Below are 18,946 nucleotides of genomic sequence, written 5' to 3' on the forward strand. Positions count from 1 at the left end.
AGCAAAAGGGCAGCCTCAAAACCCAAGCTATCGGACGATTATAGCGGACGATTATATCGTTTGTTTAGCCGATAGTAATTGACTATTGCGCCGGAAACGGGCGTGGAGGGTATATGAAAAATAAAAATCTTATTGAGAGCTTTATAAATGCTTTCCGAGGTGTTTTATACACTGTATTGAAAGAAAGAAATATGAAGGTTCATCTGGCTGCGGGTATTCTGGTGTTTATTATTGCAATATGGCTGCATGTCAGCAGGACAGAGCTGGCAATACTATGTCTTACAATAGCGGTTGTTGTATGCTTTGAACTTATAAACACAGCTATGGAGGTAGTGGTTGATTTCATAGTCGATGTGTATCATCCCAAAGCCAAGATAATAAAGGATGTCTCGGCCGGTGCGGTTTTTGTTTCAGCGTTTTTCAGCATTATAATAGGTGCTGTTATTCTGGGCGAAAAGCTCATAACGAAATTGGCGGTCTTAGCGGGTTAAGGCTTACGGCGGAAGTCTGGTCTGATAATGAACAAAGGAGAAACTGTATGAGTGATCAGCAACTTATTGAGTATGCAAAAAAGGCATTGGAAAAGGCATATGCCCCATATTCCAAGTTCAGAGTAGGAGCGGCGCTCCTTACCAAAACCGGAAATATTTATACAGGCTGTAATGTAGAAATAGCTTCTTACGGTGCAACTAACTGCGCGGAGAGGACAGCTGTATGGAAGGCGGTTTCCGAGGAAGGTAAAATAGATATCGAAAAAATAGCAATTGCCAGTGATGATGAGGCTTATATTTATCCATGCGGTATTTGCAGGCAGGTAATGGCTGAATTTGCACAGGATGATATGGAGCTTTTATGCTCGAATAAAAACGGAGACTACAGAACTATTCGTTTTGGCGATATGCTGCCTAATGCGTTCAGAAGCTTTTAAATATAAACATACTAAAGAATTTATGGAGGAATAAATATATATGGCATACAAAACTGGATTTATATCGGTCATAGGCAGGCCAAATGTAGGAAAGTCTACTCTTTTGAATGCCTTGACAGGTGAGAAAATAGCAATAATGTCAAATAAGCCGCAAACAACAAGGAACACTATAAGAGCTGTAATTACAAATGACGAATGCCAGCTTGTTCTTATTGACACACCGGGTATTCACAGGCCAAAAACTAAATTAGGCGAATTCATGGTAAATGCGGCAGCTTCAACAATGAAAGAGGTAGACCTGATTTTTTTTCTGGCTGATGCCTCAGCACGGCTTGAAAGTATTGATATCAGTATTGCTGAACAGCTAAAGCAGACAAAAACCCCTGTGTTTCTGATTTTGAACAAGGTAGATATAGTTGACAAGGAAAAGCTGCTTTCTATAATAGCGGGATACAGTGAATTGATGGATTTCAAGGCTGTCATTCCTGTTTCGGCACTGAAAAAGGACGGATTGGATATTATTTTCAAGGAGGCGCTGAAGTATATCCCTGAAGGGGAAAAGCTTTTCCCGGAGGACACCTTGACTGACCAGCCTGAAAAGGTAATTGCTGCCGAGATGATAAGAGAGAAGCTGCTGCTGAATCTTGATGACGAAGTTCCTCACGGAGTAGGTGTTGAAATTATGTCCTTCAAAGAAAGAAAAGACGGCCTGATTAGCATACAAGCCACTATTTTCTGTGAAAAAAATTCTCACAAGGGAATAATTATTGGAAAGCAGGGAGCCATGCTCAAGAAGATAGGAAGCGCGGCAAGGTTTGAAATAGAAAGGCTGTTGGATACAAAGGTATTTCTGGAGCTTTGGGTAAAAATAAAGCCTGACTGGAGAAACAATGACAGTATGCTGAAAAGCCTGGGATATAAAAACTAAATTATGCTTGTATATCTTTAGCTATTTGAGGAAAAATAAATTTAAGTAAATTTAAATTAGAGGGAGCTGACATTTATGCTGGTGGATTTTATCTGGAATGTTTTCAAATCAACTGGTAGTGTTGATTCTTATGTACTAATGAAGGAAATTGAGGAAAAGTACAAAACGGAAAAAGCAGAGGATGTCGTTTCGGAAGAGGTAAAAATTTAGTTGAATTGTGTAACTTGGCTTTTGCTTTGCTCAGCTGGCGCAAGCCAAGTTTTCTTATTTTGTGCAATGAGCATGTGTTTTTACATATTTGAATGGTGGTCAGGATGGCATATTTGAATTATAGGGGAATAGTTTTAAAGGAAGTAAATACCGGTGAGGCAGACAAGATAATAACTGTTCTGACCGCAGAGGAGGGTAAGATATCCATAGCGGCTAAGAATGCCAGACGAGCGAAGAATTCCTTGAGCTCGGGGACTCAGCTGCTCTGTTACAGCAGTTATATGCTTTTTAAGGGCAAGGAGCTGTATAACATGTCGAGCTGTGAGGTTATCGAGCCTAATTATGAAATCAGGAATGATATTGTAAAGCTGACATATTGTTCCCATATTCTTGAGCTTGCGGCGGATAATGTACAGGAAGGGGAGCCTTCAGAAGAAATTCTTCAGCTTCTGTTGAATACGCTGTACGTTATAGCAAAGACAAGCCGTTCGCTGGATCTTATAACCAGGGTTTTCGAGCTTCGCCTTATGGCCTTGCTGGGATATGAGCCTCATGTTATCAGCTGTGTCAGCTGTAATAAGACTGAAGATAAAAAAATGTTTTTTGATTTGGACAGCTCGGGGCTGGTCTGTTCCGAATGTGTTAATAAGAACGGAAGGGTTGTCTCACTGCTGCCCGGAACCGTAAAGGCTTTAAAATACATAATGTGTATAAATCCTCAAAAGCTGTATAGCTTTTCACTTTCAGAGGAGTCAATAAAAGAGCTGTATATAATTTCTAAAAGCTATATAAAGGAGCATTTAGGCAAGGAGTATAATAAGCTGGATTATTTGAAATACTTAAACTTAAAGTAGAGCTTTCAGCTTAATAAAGGATGCGCATGTACACCGTTATTTCAATATTAATAATAATTATAAATATTATATTCATAATTGCTGCTGTTTTCTTTGAAAGGAAAAAACCTGTACATGCCTTGAGCTGGGTTCTTACTCTGTCTCTTTTGCCTGTGGCAGGCTTTGTACTGTATTTAATATTCGGAAGGGCATATCATATCAAAAAGAAAAAATTTCTTATAAATTGCGACAAAAGCAGAAAGTATTGCCGGGAATTGCATAAAACTCTGGATTTTGCCATTTATGACGAAAGTAAGTTCGACGAAAAATTTGACTTGGAAACAAAGCAAATAATAAAATTGAATGTCAATTCTTCTCAAAGCACTTATACGAATGATAACAAGGTTACTGTTTTTACAAGTGCGGAAGAAAAATACCGGCAGCTTCTGGAAGATATATATTCTGCAAGGTCCTCCATTCATATATTGTATTTTATAATTCAAAATGATAACATAGGGAAAAAAATAATAGGCGCGCTAGCTCAAAAAGCAAAGGAAGGGCTGGAAATAAGAGTCTTGTTTGATCACGGGTCAAAGCTGCTTGCTCCCTTGAAGATATATAAGCCTATTATAGACAACGGAGGAGAAGTACTTTGTTTCCTGTCTAATACAATAAGCAATTATTTAAGGGCTAACTTCAGAAATCATCGCAAGGTTGCGGTTATAGACGGGAAAATAGGATATATCGGAGGAATTAATATAGGGGACGAATATTTGGGACTGAATAAAAAAATATCACCTTGGAGAGACACTCACCTGAAAATTACAGGCAGCAGTGTTCACAGCTTACAGCTGAAATTTTTTGAAGACTGGCTATATGCCTCAAAGAAGGATATTTATTTTGAGGATACCGAGAAATATTTTATGCCCGTTAACCAGCTGGACAAGGGCGGCATTGGGATTCAGATAGTCTCGAGCGGCCCTGACACAAGGAATGAAGAAATTAAGCGTTGTATGCTCAAGCTGGTTAATTCTGCAAAGAAAAAAATATTTATACAAACGCCTTACTTTGTACCCGACAGCTCTTTTTTAGAAAGCATTCAAAATGCTGCCTTATCAGGTGTGGAAGTGATAATACAGATACCTGCCGTTCCTGACAAGCCTTATGTCTACAAGGCAACAATGTCTTTTGTGGCAGATGTGATTGATTATGGCATAAAGGTATATTTGTATCAGGGATTTTTACATTCTAAAATGCTGGTGATTGATGATTCCTGCTGTTCTATTGGTACGGCAAATATTGATATAAGAAGCTTTTCCTTGAATTTTGAGATTAATGCTTTTATGTATGGAAAAGAAATATCACAAAGATGTGCGGAAATTTTTAAAGAAGATCTGAATAGCTGTACATTATTGACAAGGGAAAAATACCAAAGCAGAAGCATTTTTCAAAAAATACAGGAAAGTATTTTCAGACTCCTGTCTCCTATTTTGTAAAAGACAATTAGTTTTATTAAAACATATCACATTACATGTTTTTTTTGCTATACTATTCTATGGCATAATAGTGAAGAATGAAAATTAGGAGGTTTTTGTATTTGTTCAAGCTGGTAAAATATTTGAAGCCATATTTGAAGCAAGTCACTCTGGGACCTGCTTTCAAGCTGTTTGAAGCAATATTGGAAGTACTGATACCCTTAATGATGGCTAAATTGATTGATAATGGGGTAAGAGCAAATAATCCGTCTTATATTTATATGATGGGCGGAGTAATGGTGGCAACGGCTGTAACAGGCGCATGCTCGGCCTTTGTTTGCCAGTATTATGCAGCCATAGCATCCCAAGGTTTTGGAACCACAATGAGAAACCTGCTTTTTAAAAAGGTTCAAAGCTTTTCATTAAATGAGATAGATAAGATAGGTACGCCTTCCTTGATAAATAGAATAACAAGTGACGTAAATCAGCTGCAGTTTGCGGTTGCAATGCTTATAAGGCTTGTTGTAAGAGTTCCGTTTCTTTGCATCGGCGGTTTAATAATGGCCATGATTATAAATCCGAGGCTTTCCTTAATATTGCTGGTGATAATGCCTGTATTTGTTTTGTTTATTTATTTTATAATGTCAAGAACGGTTCCGCTTTATAAAGATGTACAAAAAAAGCTGGATATCCTTACTGTTATTATCAGAGAGAACTTATCAGGAGTCAGGGTTATACGTGCCTTTGCCAGACTTGACAGGGAAAAGGCACGTTTTGTCAGGAGGAACAAGGAGTATGCTGAGGCTTCAATAAGTGTGGGACGTGTATCCGCATTATTAAATCCTGCCACATCGGTAATTATAAATATGGGAATTGCTGCAATACTTTGGTTCGGAGGAATACAGGTATACGAGGGAAGCATGACGCAGGGAGAGGTCATAGCATATATCAATTATGTAAATATGATATTGTCCGCTCTTATTGTTTTTGCAAATCTGGTTGTAACCTTTACAAAGGCGGCTGCTTCGGCCAACAGGGTAAATGAAATACTTGAGCTGGAAGCATCAGTTACAGACAATCCGGATATTACGGAGGGCAGTCATTCCTTAAAGGAGTCTGCACCGGTAATAGAATTCAGAAATGTAAATTTCTCATATGATGAATCCTCGGAATATGCTCTGAAAAATATCTCCTTGGAGATAAAACGGGGCCAAATGGTTGGGATCATAGGCTCAACAGGCTCAGGCAAATCAACGCTGATAAATCTGATAGCTCGCTTTTATGATACGACGGAAGGCTCTGTATATGTAGGCGGAAAGAATGTAAAGGCATATAAACAGACGGAATTACGAAATAAGGTAGGCTTGGTACCTCAAAAATCCGTATTGTTTTCAGGAACGATTGAGGAAAATTTAAGATGGGGAAATGAGAATGCAGCTCAGGAAGAAATTGAAACCGCAGCAAGGATTGCCCAAGCTTATGAGTTTATAGTTAAAAAAGAGGAAGGCTTTAAATCGATTTTGTCACAAGGCGGAGGAAATCTTTCGGGAGGACAGAAGCAAAGGCTGTCAATCGCCCGCGCTATTGCTAAGAATTCTGAGATATTGATTCTAGATGACAGTACAAGTGCATTGGACTATGCTACCGATGCGGCACTGCGAAAAATGCTTTCTGAAAGCTTAAGGGGAAAAACCGTAATTATGGTTACACAGAGAGTTGCCACTATCAAAAATGCTGATTTGATAATAGTTCTTGATGATGGTGAAATAGTGGGTAAGGGTAAAAATGATTATCTGCTTGAAAGCTGCCCTGTATATCAGGAAATATATAATTCACAGGATGAAGCAAAGGAGGAGCGAAAATGAAAAACAAAAATATAAAACGCCTCCTGAAATATATAATGAGGAATAGGCTGTATGTTTTGGGTGCATTGATATGCGCTGCTTTCAGCAATATCCTTATGGTTGTCGGGCCCTTTATAATAGGAAGGGGCGTGGACAATATAGCAGACAAGGGGAAGGTGGATTTTGAACGGGTAAGGTATTACGTTTTCATTATTATGGCACTTTATCTGATTAGTGCAATTTTTCAATGGAGCTTGCAGGTTTTTACAAGCAAACTGTCGAATAAAACTGTAGAGGAGCTTCGAAAAGATGCCTTTGAGCATGTTACAAAAATGCCGTTAAAATTCTTCGATACAAATTCTCACGGAGATATAATGGCCAGACTGACTGCTGATATAGAAAATATATCAGAAGGCATTTTTCAATCTGTTACACAATTTGTAACAGGCATTATTTCAATAGCCGGTTCACTGGTCTTTATGTTTATTTTAAATCCTGCAATAACGCTCATTGTAATTGTTATGACACCTGTGACATTTATAATAGCTTCGTTTATAACAGGAAAATCGTCAAAAATGTTTAAAGAACAATCTAATCTCAATGGTGAATTAAACGGGTTTATAGAAGAAATTATAGGAAACCAGAATGTGGTAAAAGCCTTTAACCATGAGGAGCAATCCCGGAAAAAGTTTGAAGAAATAAATAATCGTTTGTACAGAAGCGGCAGATGGGCACAGTTTTATTCGTCACTTGTAAATCCTTCTACGAGGCTGGTTAATAACATTACGTATGTTCTTCTTGGAATGACGGGCGGAATTGCTTCATTGGCAGGTCATTTAAGCATTGGGTATATTTCAAGCTTTTTGACCTATTCCGCATATTTTTCTCAGCCGATAAATAATATTACGAGTGTCACAACTCAGCTTCAAGCGGCGATAGCTTCAGCACAAAGAGTTTTTTCCATAATGGACGGCAATACAGAAGAGGATAAGAGTGCAAATGACATTGAGCTCAAGAATACAGAGGGAAATGTTTGCTTTAATGATATTTCATTTTCATATGTTCCTGAAATACCATTAATAAAGAATTTCAGTCTCAAGGTAAATAAAGGCTCGAGAATTGCTGTTGTGGGACCGACCGGTGCAGGCAAGACAACCCTTGTCAATCTTCTTATGCGTTTCTATGATGTAAATAGCGGGAATATATATATTGACGGCATAGATGTTAATAAGCTGTCAAAGGACAGCCTAAGAAAATCTTTTGGTATGGTATTGCAGGATACATGGCTGTTTAAGGGTACTATCAAAGAGAATATAGCTTACGGCAAACCGGAGGCATTGCCTGAAGAAATTATTCAGGCCTCAAAGGATGCAAATGCACATAATTTTATAAAAAGGCTTCCTAGGGGCTATGATACTGAGCTTACCGAAGGCGGAGGAAATCTGTCGCAGGGACAGAGACAGCTGATTACTATTGCAAGAGTCATGCTGGTAATACCGTCTATGCTTATACTTGACGAAGCGACCAGCAGTGTGGATACGAGAACGGAGCTTAATATTCAGAAGGCCTTTCTCAGAATGATGGAAGGGAGAACAAGCTTTATCATCGCACATAGACTTTCTACTATCAGGGAGGCTGATTTGATACTGGTACTTAATAACGGGCAGATTGTGGAGCAGGGAAATCATGAAGAGCTTATGGCAAAAGGCGGTTTTTATTCAAAGCTTTATACAAGTTAATACGGTTCAAGCCTTCTAGCCAGTATGAGAAGCTGCGGTAAAAAATTCTAAAAATTTAGGCGGTGATTTTATGGATAGACTTATTGAAGAATATAAAAATCAGAAAAGGTTACTTGCAGAAGCATTGGTTGAAATTGAGCATATGAAAACATATAAGTCCTATTTGCTGAAAAATGAATTTGTACTGAAGCTGGGAGAGCCAAGATACGAGCTGCACAAGCTGGAGCTGACCATTGCGAGGGCAAAGCTTAAGCTGGATATGATGCAGACCTGTATTAAATTCAAAATGCCTATTGATACTGAGCAAATAGACAGGCAGCTGGAAAAGGAATTTGAAAAGCATTTAAGCGTACTTAGAAATATGAAAAAGGAGATAGAAAGTGTGCACAGTCTAAGTGATGAAGAGGACATAAAGACATATAACATGCAGGAATTGAAGGAGCTGTACTTTTCTATTGCAAGCTGTATCCACCCGGAGCTGATTAATATTAGGGATAAAAATATAAAAAGAATATGGAATGCTGCCAAAAAGGCTTATGAAAACGGTGATACAGCAAAGCTCAAGAGGCTGCAAAAAAAAGTATATCTGGAATACAGGAATATCGGGCTTAATGAAGAACTACCGGAAACAGATCTGGAGAATACGGTTCTTTCTATTAAATCAAAGAGAGAATCTGTTGTTTCGGAGATAGAAAGTCTGAAAAAGCAGTTTCCTTTTTCAGAAGCAAAGATGCTGGAGGATGATGATGCCGTAAAGAAATTTAAAAAAGATATAGATGTTGATATAAAGATAGCAAATGAGGTGCTTGACAATCTGGAAAAGCAAATATTGGAGAAGCTGCCGGCACCCGGTAAATATTTGAATTAATGCCTGCAATTCAGTAAAAAGCTTAATTCTGATCAGGGCTTGCAGAGTCAAGCCCTGATCAGAAGCATTAACAAAGTCAATATCCTCGAATTTCTATACCACCTGTAAAATGGCACATTTCAAGTATTCGGTTTCCGGTGCTGCAAGTAATACGGGGTGATCCTTGGCTTGGGACCTGTACTCAACCACACGTACCTTTTTTCTGGCATCAGCAGCAGCATCATATAGAATATCCATAAATAAGCTTGAGTCAACGTGCTGTGAACAGGAACAGGTTATAAGATAGCCGCTGCTTTTAAGAATCTTCATTGCCCGCAGGTTTATTTCCTTGTAGCCCCTTATGGCACCCTGTACGGTGTTCCTTGTCTTGGTAAATGCAGGAGGATCCAGTATTATTGTATCAAAGGTTTCATTTTTATCATAGTATTCACGCAGGATATCAAAGGTATTTGCGGCCTGAAAGCTGACTATGGAAGCCAAGCCGTTTATTTCTGCATTTTTTGCTGCGCATTTAACCGCGTGCTCTGAGATATCTATTCCAAGTACGCTCTTTGCTCCATAAAGCCCCGCATGAAGGGCAAATGAGCCTGTATGGGTAAAACAGTCAAGAACCTTTACACCCTTAACGAAAGGAGCTATAGCAGCTCTGTTTTCCTTTTGATCCAAAAAGAAGCCTGTCTTTTGCCCGCTTTCCACATCCACCAGAAATTTTACTCCGTTTTCAGTCATCTCGACCAGAGTATCAAAAGAACCCTTCAAGAAGCCCTTTTGAAGCTCTAAGCCTTCAAGCTGCCTGACCGGGACATCATTTCTTTCATATATGCCTCTGGGCTGAATAATTTCATCAAGAATACTTACTATATCATTTTTAAATTTATCTATTCCAAGTGCGAGAGTCTGAATAACCAAGATATCTGAAAACTTATCTACAACCAGAGCCGGCAGAAAATCAGATTCCGCAAAGACCACACGGCAGCTGTTAATATCTGCGACCTGCTTTCTGTAATTCCATGCATCGCTTATTCTCCTGTACAGAAAATCAAGGTTTATATCTTCATGCTCATAAGTCAGCATCCTTATTGTTATCTGAGATTTTGGATTATAGAAGCCTCTTCCGAGAAATTTGTTCCTGCTGCTGTATACATCCACTATGTCACCGGGAGTGATATCTCCCTCCGTATGAGAAATATCACTCTTGAAAATCCAAGGATGTCCGTATTCTGTTCTGTTTTCTTTTCCTTTCGCAATAAAGGCCTTAGGCATATCAGTTATCCTTTCTCAAACTTCTTTTGTTACCGTATTGGTCAACTATTACAGTACTATCAAGGGTTGCCTTCAGATTTGCTCTGAAAGCTGCAATATATTCTTTCCTCAATTCATCTCTTTCAGCCAGCTCCGAGCTTGTAAGCGTACCAGCTTTAAATTTTTTTGCCAATTCGTTCAGCCTTTCAATTTTGCTTTTTTCCATCAAAACACGTCCTGTTCTATATAAAGATTTTATATCCGTAAACTTGCATGGCTTCCTGTGCCGGTATTTTTCCCTGCCGGTTGATTAGTCCTCATGGTTAAAATACAGTGATTTTCTGATAGCTAACAGTACAAGCGTAACCGGCACAACGGGTTAACTTATTATATCAGAAATAATCTCCTTTAAAAAGTCGATTTATTATGTTATTATGTATTTAAAAGAATTTAAATAATCAGAAGGTTCAAGCTTAGTATGAGCTTTGACTAAGGCAATTACGGTTCAAGCCTTCGGGAGGATATTATCTCGTCTTTTCAGGGCGGATTATTGACCGGTAGTAATTGACTTTTTGTACATTTAACCGAGGGTTTATACCGGAAACGGCGTGAGTTATGCAGGGCTTGATATTAGCAGAGGCGAACACCGGACAGGATTTAAATAAACAATTATTGGAGGGGTTGAAGAAATGACCGACATACAGGTTGTGATATTTAATTTGAACGATGAATTATGCAGTGTTGATACATCAATTGTTTATAAAATTGAAAAGTATGGTGAGGTCTCACTTGTGCCGCAAATGCCGGACTATATTAAGGGCCTGTACAATTTAAGAGGCAAGGTAGTTCCTATCGTGGATTTGAATAAAAGGTTTAATATGGGTGATTCTGAGATAACTGCAAAAACGAAAATTATTATTACTGAGGATGATAACCAGCTATTTGGGTTTATAGTTGATAATGTTATGGAAATAGTCACCTTAAATGAAAAAGCAATTGAGAAATCCGAGGCTGTCCTGCGTGTAAATAAAAACAGGTATATTAAGGGGATAGGGAAAAAGGATAATAAGCTGTTTTCGATTATTGATCTGAATGAAATTCTAAATACACAAGAGGTACAGGAAGTAAAAGAAGTAATTTCAAATAAAGAATAAGGACTTTGGAATAAAAGCGGTGCTTGCCAAAAAGGAAGCACCGCTTTTATATATAGTACTGATAAACAAAGCTGTATAGTTTGCCAAAAGTCAATTACTATCAGCTTTAGTTATACGTTAAATCTGAATAAGGTAACATCTCCATCCTGCATAACATATTCTTTTCCTTCGGATCTGACCAGCCCTTTTTCTTTAGCGGCATTGTACGAGCCGCAATTCATTAAATCATTATAAGAAACAATTTCAGCCCTTATGAAGCCTCTTTCAAAGTCACTATGGATTTTACCGGCAGCCTGCGGTGCCTTTGTTCCTTTGATAATTGTCCAAGCCCTGACTTCTTGCGGGCCTGCTGTAAGAAAGCTTATAAGGCCGAGAATTTTGTAGCTGGCTTTGACCAATTTGTCCAGACCTGACTCTTCCAATCCCATTGCTTCAAGGAAGTCCGCCTTTTCCTCCTCTGCAAGCTGAGCAATTTCCTCTTCTATTTTGGCACAAATAACCATTACCTCAGAAGCTTCGGAAGAAGCAACCTCATTTAGTTCAGACAAAAACCTGTTGCCGGCAAGCTCGGAAAGATCGTTTTCCGACACATTTGCAGCATACAGTACCGGTTTTGATGTAATAAGAAACAATTGATCTGCAATTTGCTGCTGTTCATGGTCGAAGGCCAATGATCTGGCAGGCTTGCCGCTTTCCAAGTGAGACTTTATTGCTTCAAAGACCTCCAGTTCAGACTGGAACTTTTTGTCACCGGATTTCATCATTTTTCTGGTTCTGTCAATTCGGCGTTCAAGCATTTCTATGTCGGCAAATATCAACTCTAAATTAATGGTTTCAACATCCCGCTTAGGACCGATTGAACCGTCAACGTGAACGATGTTTCCATCTTCAAAGCATCTCACAACATGAACGATGGCATCAACTTCTCTTATATGAGACAGAAATTTGTTGCCCAAACCTTCTCCCTTGCTTGCACCCTTAACCAAACCTGCAATGTCAACAAATTCGATTACTGTCGGAGTGATTTTCTCAGGATTATACATTTTAGCAAGCATATCCAATCGCTCATCCGGAACGGATACAATTCCAACGTTAGGTTCAATAGTGCAAAAGGGGTAATTCGCACTTTCCGCACCGGCCTTTGTGATAGCATTAAATAAAGTACTTTTCCCTACATTCGGTAGACCTACAATGCCTAGTTTCATTTATAATTATCCTCTCATGGTTATTAAACATTAAAACATCATAAAGATTATACACTTTATAATTTTTCAATGCAATAACAATAAGGTTTTGCCTCAATTTAAACCTTCGTGTTTTTTGAATACTTGTAGTATTCGGTAATTAGTTCATCCAGATCATGACTGAGAGTCAAAATTGATTCACTGTCTAAGCTACATTTTTCTATTTCACTATTAAGTGTTTCTCTTAGCTTGTTAATCCTATCCTCTAGCATACAAAACCTCCTGCACGCATCTACCCGTTTATATGATTTTTAAGCTTGCATGATAAGTTACAGTGCTGTACCAATATAATTGCATAAATGGAACGAATTACCACATGAATATATTATAAAATTCAAAATGAATTATGTCAATATAATAACAGAAAAAATTGTTGACTAAAATGCACTTTGCAACTTATTAAAAGGGAATGTTTGACAATTTTTAAGCGAAAATTTATAATAATACTGTATATAAAATAAGAAAGGAGCTGCTTATGGAAATTACCGTTGGGGAGAGATTAAAACAATTAGTAAGAGAGAAAGGTCTGGAGCAACAGGAAGTTGCGGCACAACTGAATATTAAATCACCAACTTTTAACGGATATGTAGGCAATAAGAGGGAACCTTCTATATCGAGGCTAAAGCAGCTTGCCAGCTATTTTGATGTATCTGTGGATTATTTGATCGGCTTAAATGATATTAGAAATCCCTATCTAAGCCATTTGTCGGAGGAAATAAACAGTTTTATACAAAACCCGGATAATCAAACTTATATTGAACTGGCAAAGGATATTAAAGAAAGGACATTGGGTAAAAACAGAAAAGCTCTGTAAGTAATTAAACCAGTACAATAGACAAAAAGCTTATTCATATAATTTAATCCGAAAATAAGCCTATATCAATTTATACAATTATATAGCCGCGATTTCGATAATTATAAATAGAAAACTTTTGCCTTAAGTCAAGCACTATCGGCTGGTAGTTTGGGTTCTGAGGCTAATCTCCACATCTGGCTTCAGCATAATAAATTATACAAACCCAAACTGCATTGAAAGCCGGCTTAAAAGCAGTATGCCTGAAAAGGCGATGAAAATATCGTCCTGAAGGCTGTCAACAGTAATTAATTTTAATAATATAATAGAGGCGCTGTTATATTATACTATATTAAATTTTCGGATTTTCTTATCATTTTATCTTGATTTTATTGATTTTTTTAAAAAATTAATATATATTTAGCGTGCAGTGTTTTAGCGTATGTAAAATTAGCTGCTGATTCGGTGTTGTCATTGTATTTATTTTTTTTCAGACATATGACTTTATTTGTCGTATACTTTATTGAAATGCATTTTTAAAAACCAAAAATTATTAAGAGGATAATATACATCAAAATAAGGCAGGAGGAATATTATGTATTGCAGAAATTGCGGAAGTGTTATGAATGATCATGCTGCTATATGTGTAACGTGCGGAGTTCCGGTGGGAAAGGGAAGCAATTATTGTCCGATGTGTGGTGAGACAACGGATTCAATGGCTCAGGTATGTATGAGGTGCGGTGCGAATTTGATTATTTACGGTCAGCAGAAGTCAAAGCTGGCGGCAGGCTTGTTCGGCATTTTTCTTGGAGTATTCGGAGTTCATAGATTTTATTTAGGAAATATTGGAATTGGTGTTGCACAGCTGTTAATAACAGTTCTGTCATGCGGTCTTCTATCATGGGCAACCTTTATATGGGGATTGATTGAAGGGATATTAATTTTATCGGGAACTATCAACACTGACGCAAAGGGTGTTGCCTTAAAGGATTAGCCGAGACAGCAATTTGATTTCAAAAACCAACTATGAGCAGCGCTGTACACATCTGAAGAGTTAAAAATAAAAAAAGACCAAAAGGTCTTTTTTTATTCAATATCTATTACACTCACAGGGCAGCCGTCTCTGGCTTCTTCCGCTTCACCTTCGTTTTCTTCCGGGATGTCATCCTCGATAGCTTCGGCTTTTCCGTCTTCGTTCATGATAAAAACAGCAGGACATACTGAAAAACACAACCCACAGCCAATACATCCTTCTTGGTCAACAGACGCTCTCATATTTTTTTCCTCCTCTGAATAATTGTTAATGTAAAGCAGCTTAATAAAGGGGTAACCCGCAGAACCGCATTATGCAGCTAAGCTTGTCTGACTGCTTTTCCCCAAGAGGCTTCACACCTTCAATAATTTATAATACTGCCTTGTATTATTCCAAATCAATAGGGAAATATACCATAAAATAAATTTATCTGCGAAGGTTGAGCTTATAATATAAAAAATAATTGTCAGTTGAAATATATTTGTAAATACATTTGCCTTTTTTGTATAAAATACATTAGAGATGTTTTAGAGGAGGCAGTACATGAGAAAATTATATTTATCCATACTGTATGTCTTATTGCTTTCACTTGTTATCAGCGGAGCTATTCTGCTTAGCAAGCCTTCGGAAAAAAACAGAGCTGCCGGCAATATTGGCAACATCGGCGCTTCTTATATAAAAAACAGCTTATATATAAGCCGGGAATTAAAAAAAGAAGAAATAGAGGTTGTTAATAATTCTCCGGACATTGATTTACATGCTTACCTTGCCGAGGATAAATACGGCAGGGTTTCCTTGAATCTGACGTATAGCCTGTCAGGACGGCGTATAATTAAAAAAATAGATAAATCAAGCTTGCCGGAAATCCGGAATATGTTCAGTTTCAGAGAGCTAAGCGGTGAAGGGTACAGGCTTTATAGCATGATTCTGAATAAAAATATGAAAAAGCTTTATTTTTATGCTGAAAGAAAAAAAGATAAAAAATACACACACACAACGGTATACTCCTATAATATGGAAAATTCGCAAATTGAGAAAATAATTTATGGCTATGGTGAATTCAGTAAATTTTTTATATCACCAGAGGGAGAATACAATGCCTTTTCTTATAAGGTTTGTCCGCTGAATATATCCGGAAATGAAAAAACAGTTACAATAATAATAAGCTGCTCAAATGACAAAATTGTATTTAACAGTGATGCGGACAGTGTCCGGAAACCAATCGGCACAACCGGCAATTTTTATGTTTACAGCTATGATTTTATAGGTTGGAGGCTTAATAGCATATGTGAATTAAATCAGCAGATCAGAGCCAAAGATAATCAGAGGAATATGATAAAAAGTACTGTAAAATATAATCTTAACGGTAAAACAAGCAATAGCGGCAAATAATAGGCCGGTTTTTTGCAACAGCGGGAAGAAGAAACTTGTTTTAGGAATATAATTAGTGTATTCTTATTATTATCAAAAAGCTGTTTAAAGGTGTTGGATGGGAGTAATTAAAATGTTACATGAGTTTTCAAGAAGTGAACTGATTATAGGAGCGGACGGACTTGAAAAGCTGAAAAACAGTAAGGTAGCCGTATTTGGTATAGGAGGAGTCGGCTCATTTACCGTAGAGGCTCTGGTACGCTGCGGAGTTGGACAGGTTGTATTGATAGATGATGACTGTGTTTGCCTGACCAACTTAAACAGGCAGCTGCACGCAACAAGAAAGACTGTCGGCAAGCCAAAGGTAGAGGCCATGAGGGAAAGAATTCTGGATATAAACCCAAATTGCAAGGTTTCAACAATTCAGAAATTTTACATGCCGGATGTTGCGGAAGAGTTAATTGATAAGAGCTATAGCTATATTGTTGATGCAATTGACACTGTTACGGCCAAGATAGATTTGGCTGTAAGAGCAAATGACCTTGGAATTCCCGTTATAAGTGCGATGGGGGCAGGCAATAAGCTTGATCCCACTAAGTTTGAGGTGGCCGATATCTATAAAACCTCTGTCGATCCATTGGCAAGGGTAGTCAGGAAGGAGCTTAGAAGCCGCGGAATTAAAAGCTTAAAGGTTGTATATTCCAAGGAAGAACCTGTTAAACCTGTAGAAACTGAAACTTCAAGCTGCAGCAGCAGTTGTATCTGCCCTAAGGGAACAGCAAGAAAATGCACAGTGAAGCATCAAATTCCGGGGAGCTTGTCATTTGTTCCTTCTGTAATGGGTCTGATTATAGCAGGGGAAGTGATTAAGGACTTAATCGGATGGGAAGGAACTGCAGGCTGAAGCAAGGTGTGTACTAATATTTTCTAAATAAAAAATGCTTTAAAGGGCATAAAGATGGTATATAAAAATCTGAGGTGATAAAATAAATGTTTGAAAAACGAATAAATATTTTTACAGGCCATTTTGGAAGCGGTAAAACTGAGGTTGCTGTAAATTATACTTTAAGGCTGGCGGAAGCGGGCCACAAGGCTGCAATTGTTGACTTCGACATAATAAATCCCTATTTCAGAACGGCTGATGCCAAAGAAGAGCTTGAAAAAAATAATGTCCGGGTGCTTTTGCCAAGATATGCAAACACGAACGTAGATATTCCTGCCATTCCTGCTGAGATATATTCTTTGTTTCAGGACAAGTCATACAAGGTGGTTCTTGATGTCGGCGGCGACGATCTGGGTGCAAAAGCTGTTTCAAGGTTTAAGGAAGAGATAACAGGTGATGATTATGAAATGTTTTTCGTAATTAACACAAAGAGGGGCATGACCGATACGGCAGAAAAAATATATGAAATGCTTGCATTAATTGAAGAGGGTGCAAATGTAAAGGTGACAAAGCTGATTAATAACAGCAATTTGCTGGGGGATACCTCACCTGAAACCATACTTCACGGCAATGATATTATTTCTGAGGTTTCGGAAAAAACAGGGCTTCCAATAGCTATTACGGCAGGAATGGAAGAGGTGATAAACGGGCTGGGCAGTTTTGAGCTGAGCGGATCTGAAATATTAACCATGAAAAAGCAGATTTTTCTTCCATGGGATAAGGGATAAGGCACTATCGGCCGGTAGTAATTGACTTTAATTGACTGGAATTATTTTATTTTCATGATTTTTGAAGTTTATTCTTCAAAACTTGCAAATATAGATAAAGAGTTTTATAATTAAACAATAGTTTTAGTCCATTTATTTCGGCAACAAACCATTAATAAGGTTGATGACCGATATATTTTTATGTGGAAAAGTCTGTAAATCAATAAAATATAAGTGAGGTTTTGATAATGGCAAAAGTTATATTCCATGAGGAAAGATGCAAAGGCTGTAAGCTTTGTATAACAGTATGTCCAAAAAAAATTGTCATAATGAAATCTGATAAATTAAATCAGAAGGGTTTTCATCCTGCCGGCGTAGAGGAAATGGATAAATGCATCGGATGTGCTTTCTGTGCTACAGTTTGTCCTGATTGCGTTATCGAAGTTGAGAAGTAAATCTTTTTTATTCACAAATACTGTCCTTTAGGCGTGGTTTTAATTATGAAACAGTATAAATTTTTATATGTTAATTATGAGTCATAGGTGATATGACTATTTTGGAGGGAAAGAAATGGCTGAAAAATTATTAATGAAGGGTAATGAAGTAATTGCAGAAGCCGCTTTAAGAGCAGGCTGCAGACACTACTTCGGTTATCCGATTACACCACAGACAGAAGTTGCTCATTATATGGCAAAAGTGATGCCAAAAGTAAATGGCACCTTTATTCAGGCAGAAAGCGAAGTGGCGGCGATAAATATGGTTTACGGTGCTGCGGCTGCGGGGGCGCGTGTTTTGACATCCTCATCAAGCCCGGGAGTAAGTCTGAAGCAGGAGGGAATTTCTTATATCGCGGGCGCAGAGCTTCCGGCGGTATTGGTAAATATTGTACGCTGCGGACCAGGCTTGGGAGGTATCCAAGCTGCTCAATGTGATTATTTTCAAGCATGCAAGGGCGGCGGTCATGGTGACTATAAAAACATAGTTCTTGCACCCTCAAGTGTTCAAGAGCTGTACGAGCTGACCGTTCATGCATTTAACCTTGCGGACAAGTACAGGATGCTTGCCATGATATTAGGTGACGGTATGCTTGGGCAAATGATGGAAGCTGTTGAGTTTAAGGATAAAGAGGAAATATACAGTGCGGATAAAGACTGGGCTTGTACCGGTACAAAGATGCAAAGAGAGAGTAATGATATAACATCTATTTATATACAGCCGGAGGTGCTTGAAGGACTTAACAGAAAGCTTCAGGCAAAATACAGGCAGGTTGAGCAAAATGAGGCCATGGTTGAGACCTATAACTGCGATAATGCTGAAATAATTGTTACAGCTTACGGCACGGTTGCACGTATAATTAAGAATGTAATAAAGATGGCTGAAAATGAAGGCATACGGGTTGGATTAATCCGTCCTATCACCCTTTACCCATTCCCGGCTGCTGCTTACGAAAAGTATGCGGAAACACCCGAGGCATTTTTGAGCGTAGAGCTGAGTGCCGGTCAGATGGTGGAAGATGTGCGGCTTGCAGTAAACGGAAAATGTCCTGTTCACTTTTATGGGCGTACCGGAGGAGTTATTCCAAGTCAGATAGAGATTTTAAATGAAATTAAGAAAATCTTAAATAAATAGAATTT

General features: G+C 38.2%; 22 protein-coding genes. 17 read left to right on the forward strand and 5 right to left on the reverse strand.

Translation table 11 applies throughout. From position 1 onward, the window contains the following. Window positions 1-113: 113 nt before the first annotated feature. The 9 genes from LY28_RS06965 (at window position 114) to LY28_RS07005 (ending at window position 8,825) form a co-directional block, all read left to right on the forward strand. On the forward strand, window positions 114-491 hold the full coding sequence (locus LY28_RS06965) for a diacylglycerol kinase family protein (protein WP_110461450.1): 378 nt from the start codon (window positions 114-116) through the stop codon (window positions 489-491). Beyond that, on the forward strand, window positions 470-928 hold the full coding sequence (cdd, locus tag LY28_RS06970; RefSeq protein ID WP_278302987.1) for a cytidine deaminase: 459 nt from the start codon (window positions 470-472) through the stop codon (window positions 926-928). The genes LY28_RS06965 and cdd overlap by 22 nt, the downstream gene beginning before the upstream one ends. A gap of 40 nt (window positions 929-968) precedes the next feature. Next, a complete protein-coding gene (gene era, locus LY28_RS06975) occupies window positions 969-1,856 on the forward strand; it encodes a GTPase Era (protein ID WP_110461452.1) in 888 nt (295 codons plus the stop codon). 75 nt (window positions 1,857-1,931) lie between these two features. Next, window positions 1,932-2,066 (forward strand): YqzL family protein, encoded by a 135-nt coding sequence (locus LY28_RS06980; RefSeq protein ID WP_110461453.1) that lies wholly within the window; start codon window positions 1,932-1,934, stop codon window positions 2,064-2,066. Window positions 2,067-2,170: 104 nt separating this feature from the next. Further along, window positions 2,171-2,920 (forward strand): DNA repair protein RecO, encoded by a 750-nt coding sequence (recO, locus tag LY28_RS06985; protein ID WP_110461454.1) that lies wholly within the window; start codon window positions 2,171-2,173, stop codon window positions 2,918-2,920. A gap of 26 nt (window positions 2,921-2,946) precedes the next feature. Next, window positions 2,947-4,395 (forward strand): cardiolipin synthase, encoded by a 1,449-nt coding sequence (cls, locus tag LY28_RS06990; RefSeq protein ID WP_242981175.1) that lies wholly within the window; start codon window positions 2,947-2,949, stop codon window positions 4,393-4,395. Between the two features lie 101 nt (window positions 4,396-4,496). Further along, a complete protein-coding gene (locus LY28_RS06995; RefSeq protein WP_110461456.1) occupies window positions 4,497-6,239 on the forward strand; it encodes an ABC transporter ATP-binding protein in 1,743 nt (580 codons plus the stop codon). Further along, window positions 6,236-7,957 carry an ABC transporter ATP-binding protein gene (locus LY28_RS07000; protein ID WP_110461457.1) on the forward strand — a complete coding sequence of 574 codons (1,722 nt, stop codon included), beginning with the start codon at window positions 6,236-6,238 and terminating at the stop codon, window positions 7,955-7,957. Before LY28_RS06995 ends, LY28_RS07000 begins: the two co-directional genes overlap by 4 nt. A gap of 70 nt (window positions 7,958-8,027) precedes the next feature. Then, the gene (locus tag LY28_RS07005; RefSeq protein ID WP_110461458.1) at window positions 8,028-8,825 is read left to right on the forward strand and encodes a hypothetical protein; all 798 of its coding nucleotides are present in this window, start codon (window positions 8,028-8,030) and stop codon (window positions 8,823-8,825) included. 93 nt (window positions 8,826-8,918) lie between these two features. Here LY28_RS07005 and LY28_RS07010 read toward each other — a convergent pair whose 3' ends face one another. Together LY28_RS07010 and LY28_RS07015 are read right to left on the reverse strand one after the other, a co-directional pair. After that, window positions 8,919-10,088: a class I SAM-dependent rRNA methyltransferase gene (locus LY28_RS07010; RefSeq protein ID WP_110461459.1), complete on the reverse strand. Its 1,170-nt coding sequence runs from the start codon at window positions 10,086-10,088 to the stop codon at window positions 8,919-8,921. Window position 10,089: 1 nt separating this feature from the next. Next, on the reverse strand, window positions 10,090-10,293 hold the full coding sequence (locus LY28_RS07015) for a DUF896 domain-containing protein (protein ID WP_110461460.1): 204 nt from the start codon (window positions 10,291-10,293) through the stop codon (window positions 10,090-10,092). Window positions 10,294-10,756: 463 nt separating this feature from the next. On the opposite strand from LY28_RS07015, the gene LY28_RS07020 reads away from it, so the two are divergent. After that, entirely contained in the window at window positions 10,757-11,221 is a 465-nt protein-coding gene (locus LY28_RS07020) for a chemotaxis protein CheW (protein WP_110461461.1), read from the forward strand. A gap of 110 nt (window positions 11,222-11,331) precedes the next feature. Here the strand turns inward: LY28_RS07020 and ychF are convergent, their stop codons facing one another. Beyond that, the gene (gene ychF, locus LY28_RS07025; protein WP_110461462.1) at window positions 11,332-12,426 is read right to left on the reverse strand and encodes a redox-regulated ATPase YchF; all 1,095 of its coding nucleotides are present in this window, start codon (window positions 12,424-12,426) and stop codon (window positions 11,332-11,334) included. A gap of 98 nt (window positions 12,427-12,524) precedes the next feature. Beyond that, the gene (locus LY28_RS07030; RefSeq protein ID WP_110461463.1) at window positions 12,525-12,677 is read right to left on the reverse strand and encodes an aspartyl-phosphate phosphatase Spo0E family protein; all 153 of its coding nucleotides are present in this window, start codon (window positions 12,675-12,677) and stop codon (window positions 12,525-12,527) included. Window positions 12,678-12,940: 263 nt separating this feature from the next. On the opposite strand from LY28_RS07030, the gene LY28_RS07035 reads away from it, so the two are divergent. After that, complete coding sequence (locus LY28_RS07035; protein ID WP_110461464.1) at window positions 12,941-13,279, forward strand: helix-turn-helix domain-containing protein; 339 nt, start codon at window positions 12,941-12,943, stop codon at window positions 13,277-13,279. Window positions 13,280-13,853: 574 nt separating this feature from the next. Next, window positions 13,854-14,252, forward strand: a complete 399-nt coding sequence (locus tag LY28_RS07040) for a TM2 domain-containing protein (protein ID WP_110461465.1) — start codon at window positions 13,854-13,856, stop codon at window positions 14,250-14,252. A 92-nt stretch (window positions 14,253-14,344) separates the two neighbouring features. Here the strand turns inward: LY28_RS07040 and LY28_RS07045 are convergent, their stop codons facing one another. Then, complete coding sequence (locus LY28_RS07045; RefSeq protein WP_110461466.1) at window positions 14,345-14,533, reverse strand: ferredoxin; 189 nt, start codon at window positions 14,531-14,533, stop codon at window positions 14,345-14,347. A gap of 301 nt (window positions 14,534-14,834) precedes the next feature. Here LY28_RS07045 and LY28_RS07050 point away from each other — a divergent pair, with 301 nt between their 5' ends. The 5 genes from LY28_RS07050 (at window position 14,835) to LY28_RS07070 (ending at window position 18,941) form a co-directional block, all read left to right on the forward strand. Beyond that, window positions 14,835-15,683: a hypothetical protein gene (locus tag LY28_RS07050; protein WP_110461467.1), complete on the forward strand. Its 849-nt coding sequence runs from the start codon at window positions 14,835-14,837 to the stop codon at window positions 15,681-15,683. Between the two features lie 112 nt (window positions 15,684-15,795). Next, window positions 15,796-16,566 carry a tRNA threonylcarbamoyladenosine dehydratase gene (locus LY28_RS07055; RefSeq protein ID WP_110461468.1) on the forward strand — a complete coding sequence of 257 codons (771 nt, stop codon included), beginning with the start codon at window positions 15,796-15,798 and terminating at the stop codon, window positions 16,564-16,566. 86 nt (window positions 16,567-16,652) lie between these two features. Then, window positions 16,653-17,333: a hypothetical protein gene (locus tag LY28_RS07060; RefSeq protein ID WP_110461469.1), complete on the forward strand. Its 681-nt coding sequence runs from the start codon at window positions 16,653-16,655 to the stop codon at window positions 17,331-17,333. 227 nt (window positions 17,334-17,560) lie between these two features. Further along, the gene (locus LY28_RS07065) at window positions 17,561-17,767 is read left to right on the forward strand and encodes a 4Fe-4S dicluster domain-containing protein (protein WP_110461470.1); all 207 of its coding nucleotides are present in this window, start codon (window positions 17,561-17,563) and stop codon (window positions 17,765-17,767) included. A 115-nt stretch (window positions 17,768-17,882) separates the two neighbouring features. Further along, complete coding sequence (locus LY28_RS07070; RefSeq protein ID WP_110461471.1) at window positions 17,883-18,941, forward strand: 3-methyl-2-oxobutanoate dehydrogenase subunit VorB; 1,059 nt, start codon at window positions 17,883-17,885, stop codon at window positions 18,939-18,941. Window positions 18,942-18,946: the final 5 nt, after the last annotated feature.

This window comes from Ruminiclostridium sufflavum DSM 19573 (assembly GCF_003208175.1).
Classification (GTDB): Bacteria; Bacillota; Clostridia; order Acetivibrionales; family DSM-1351; genus Ruminiclostridium; species Ruminiclostridium sufflavum.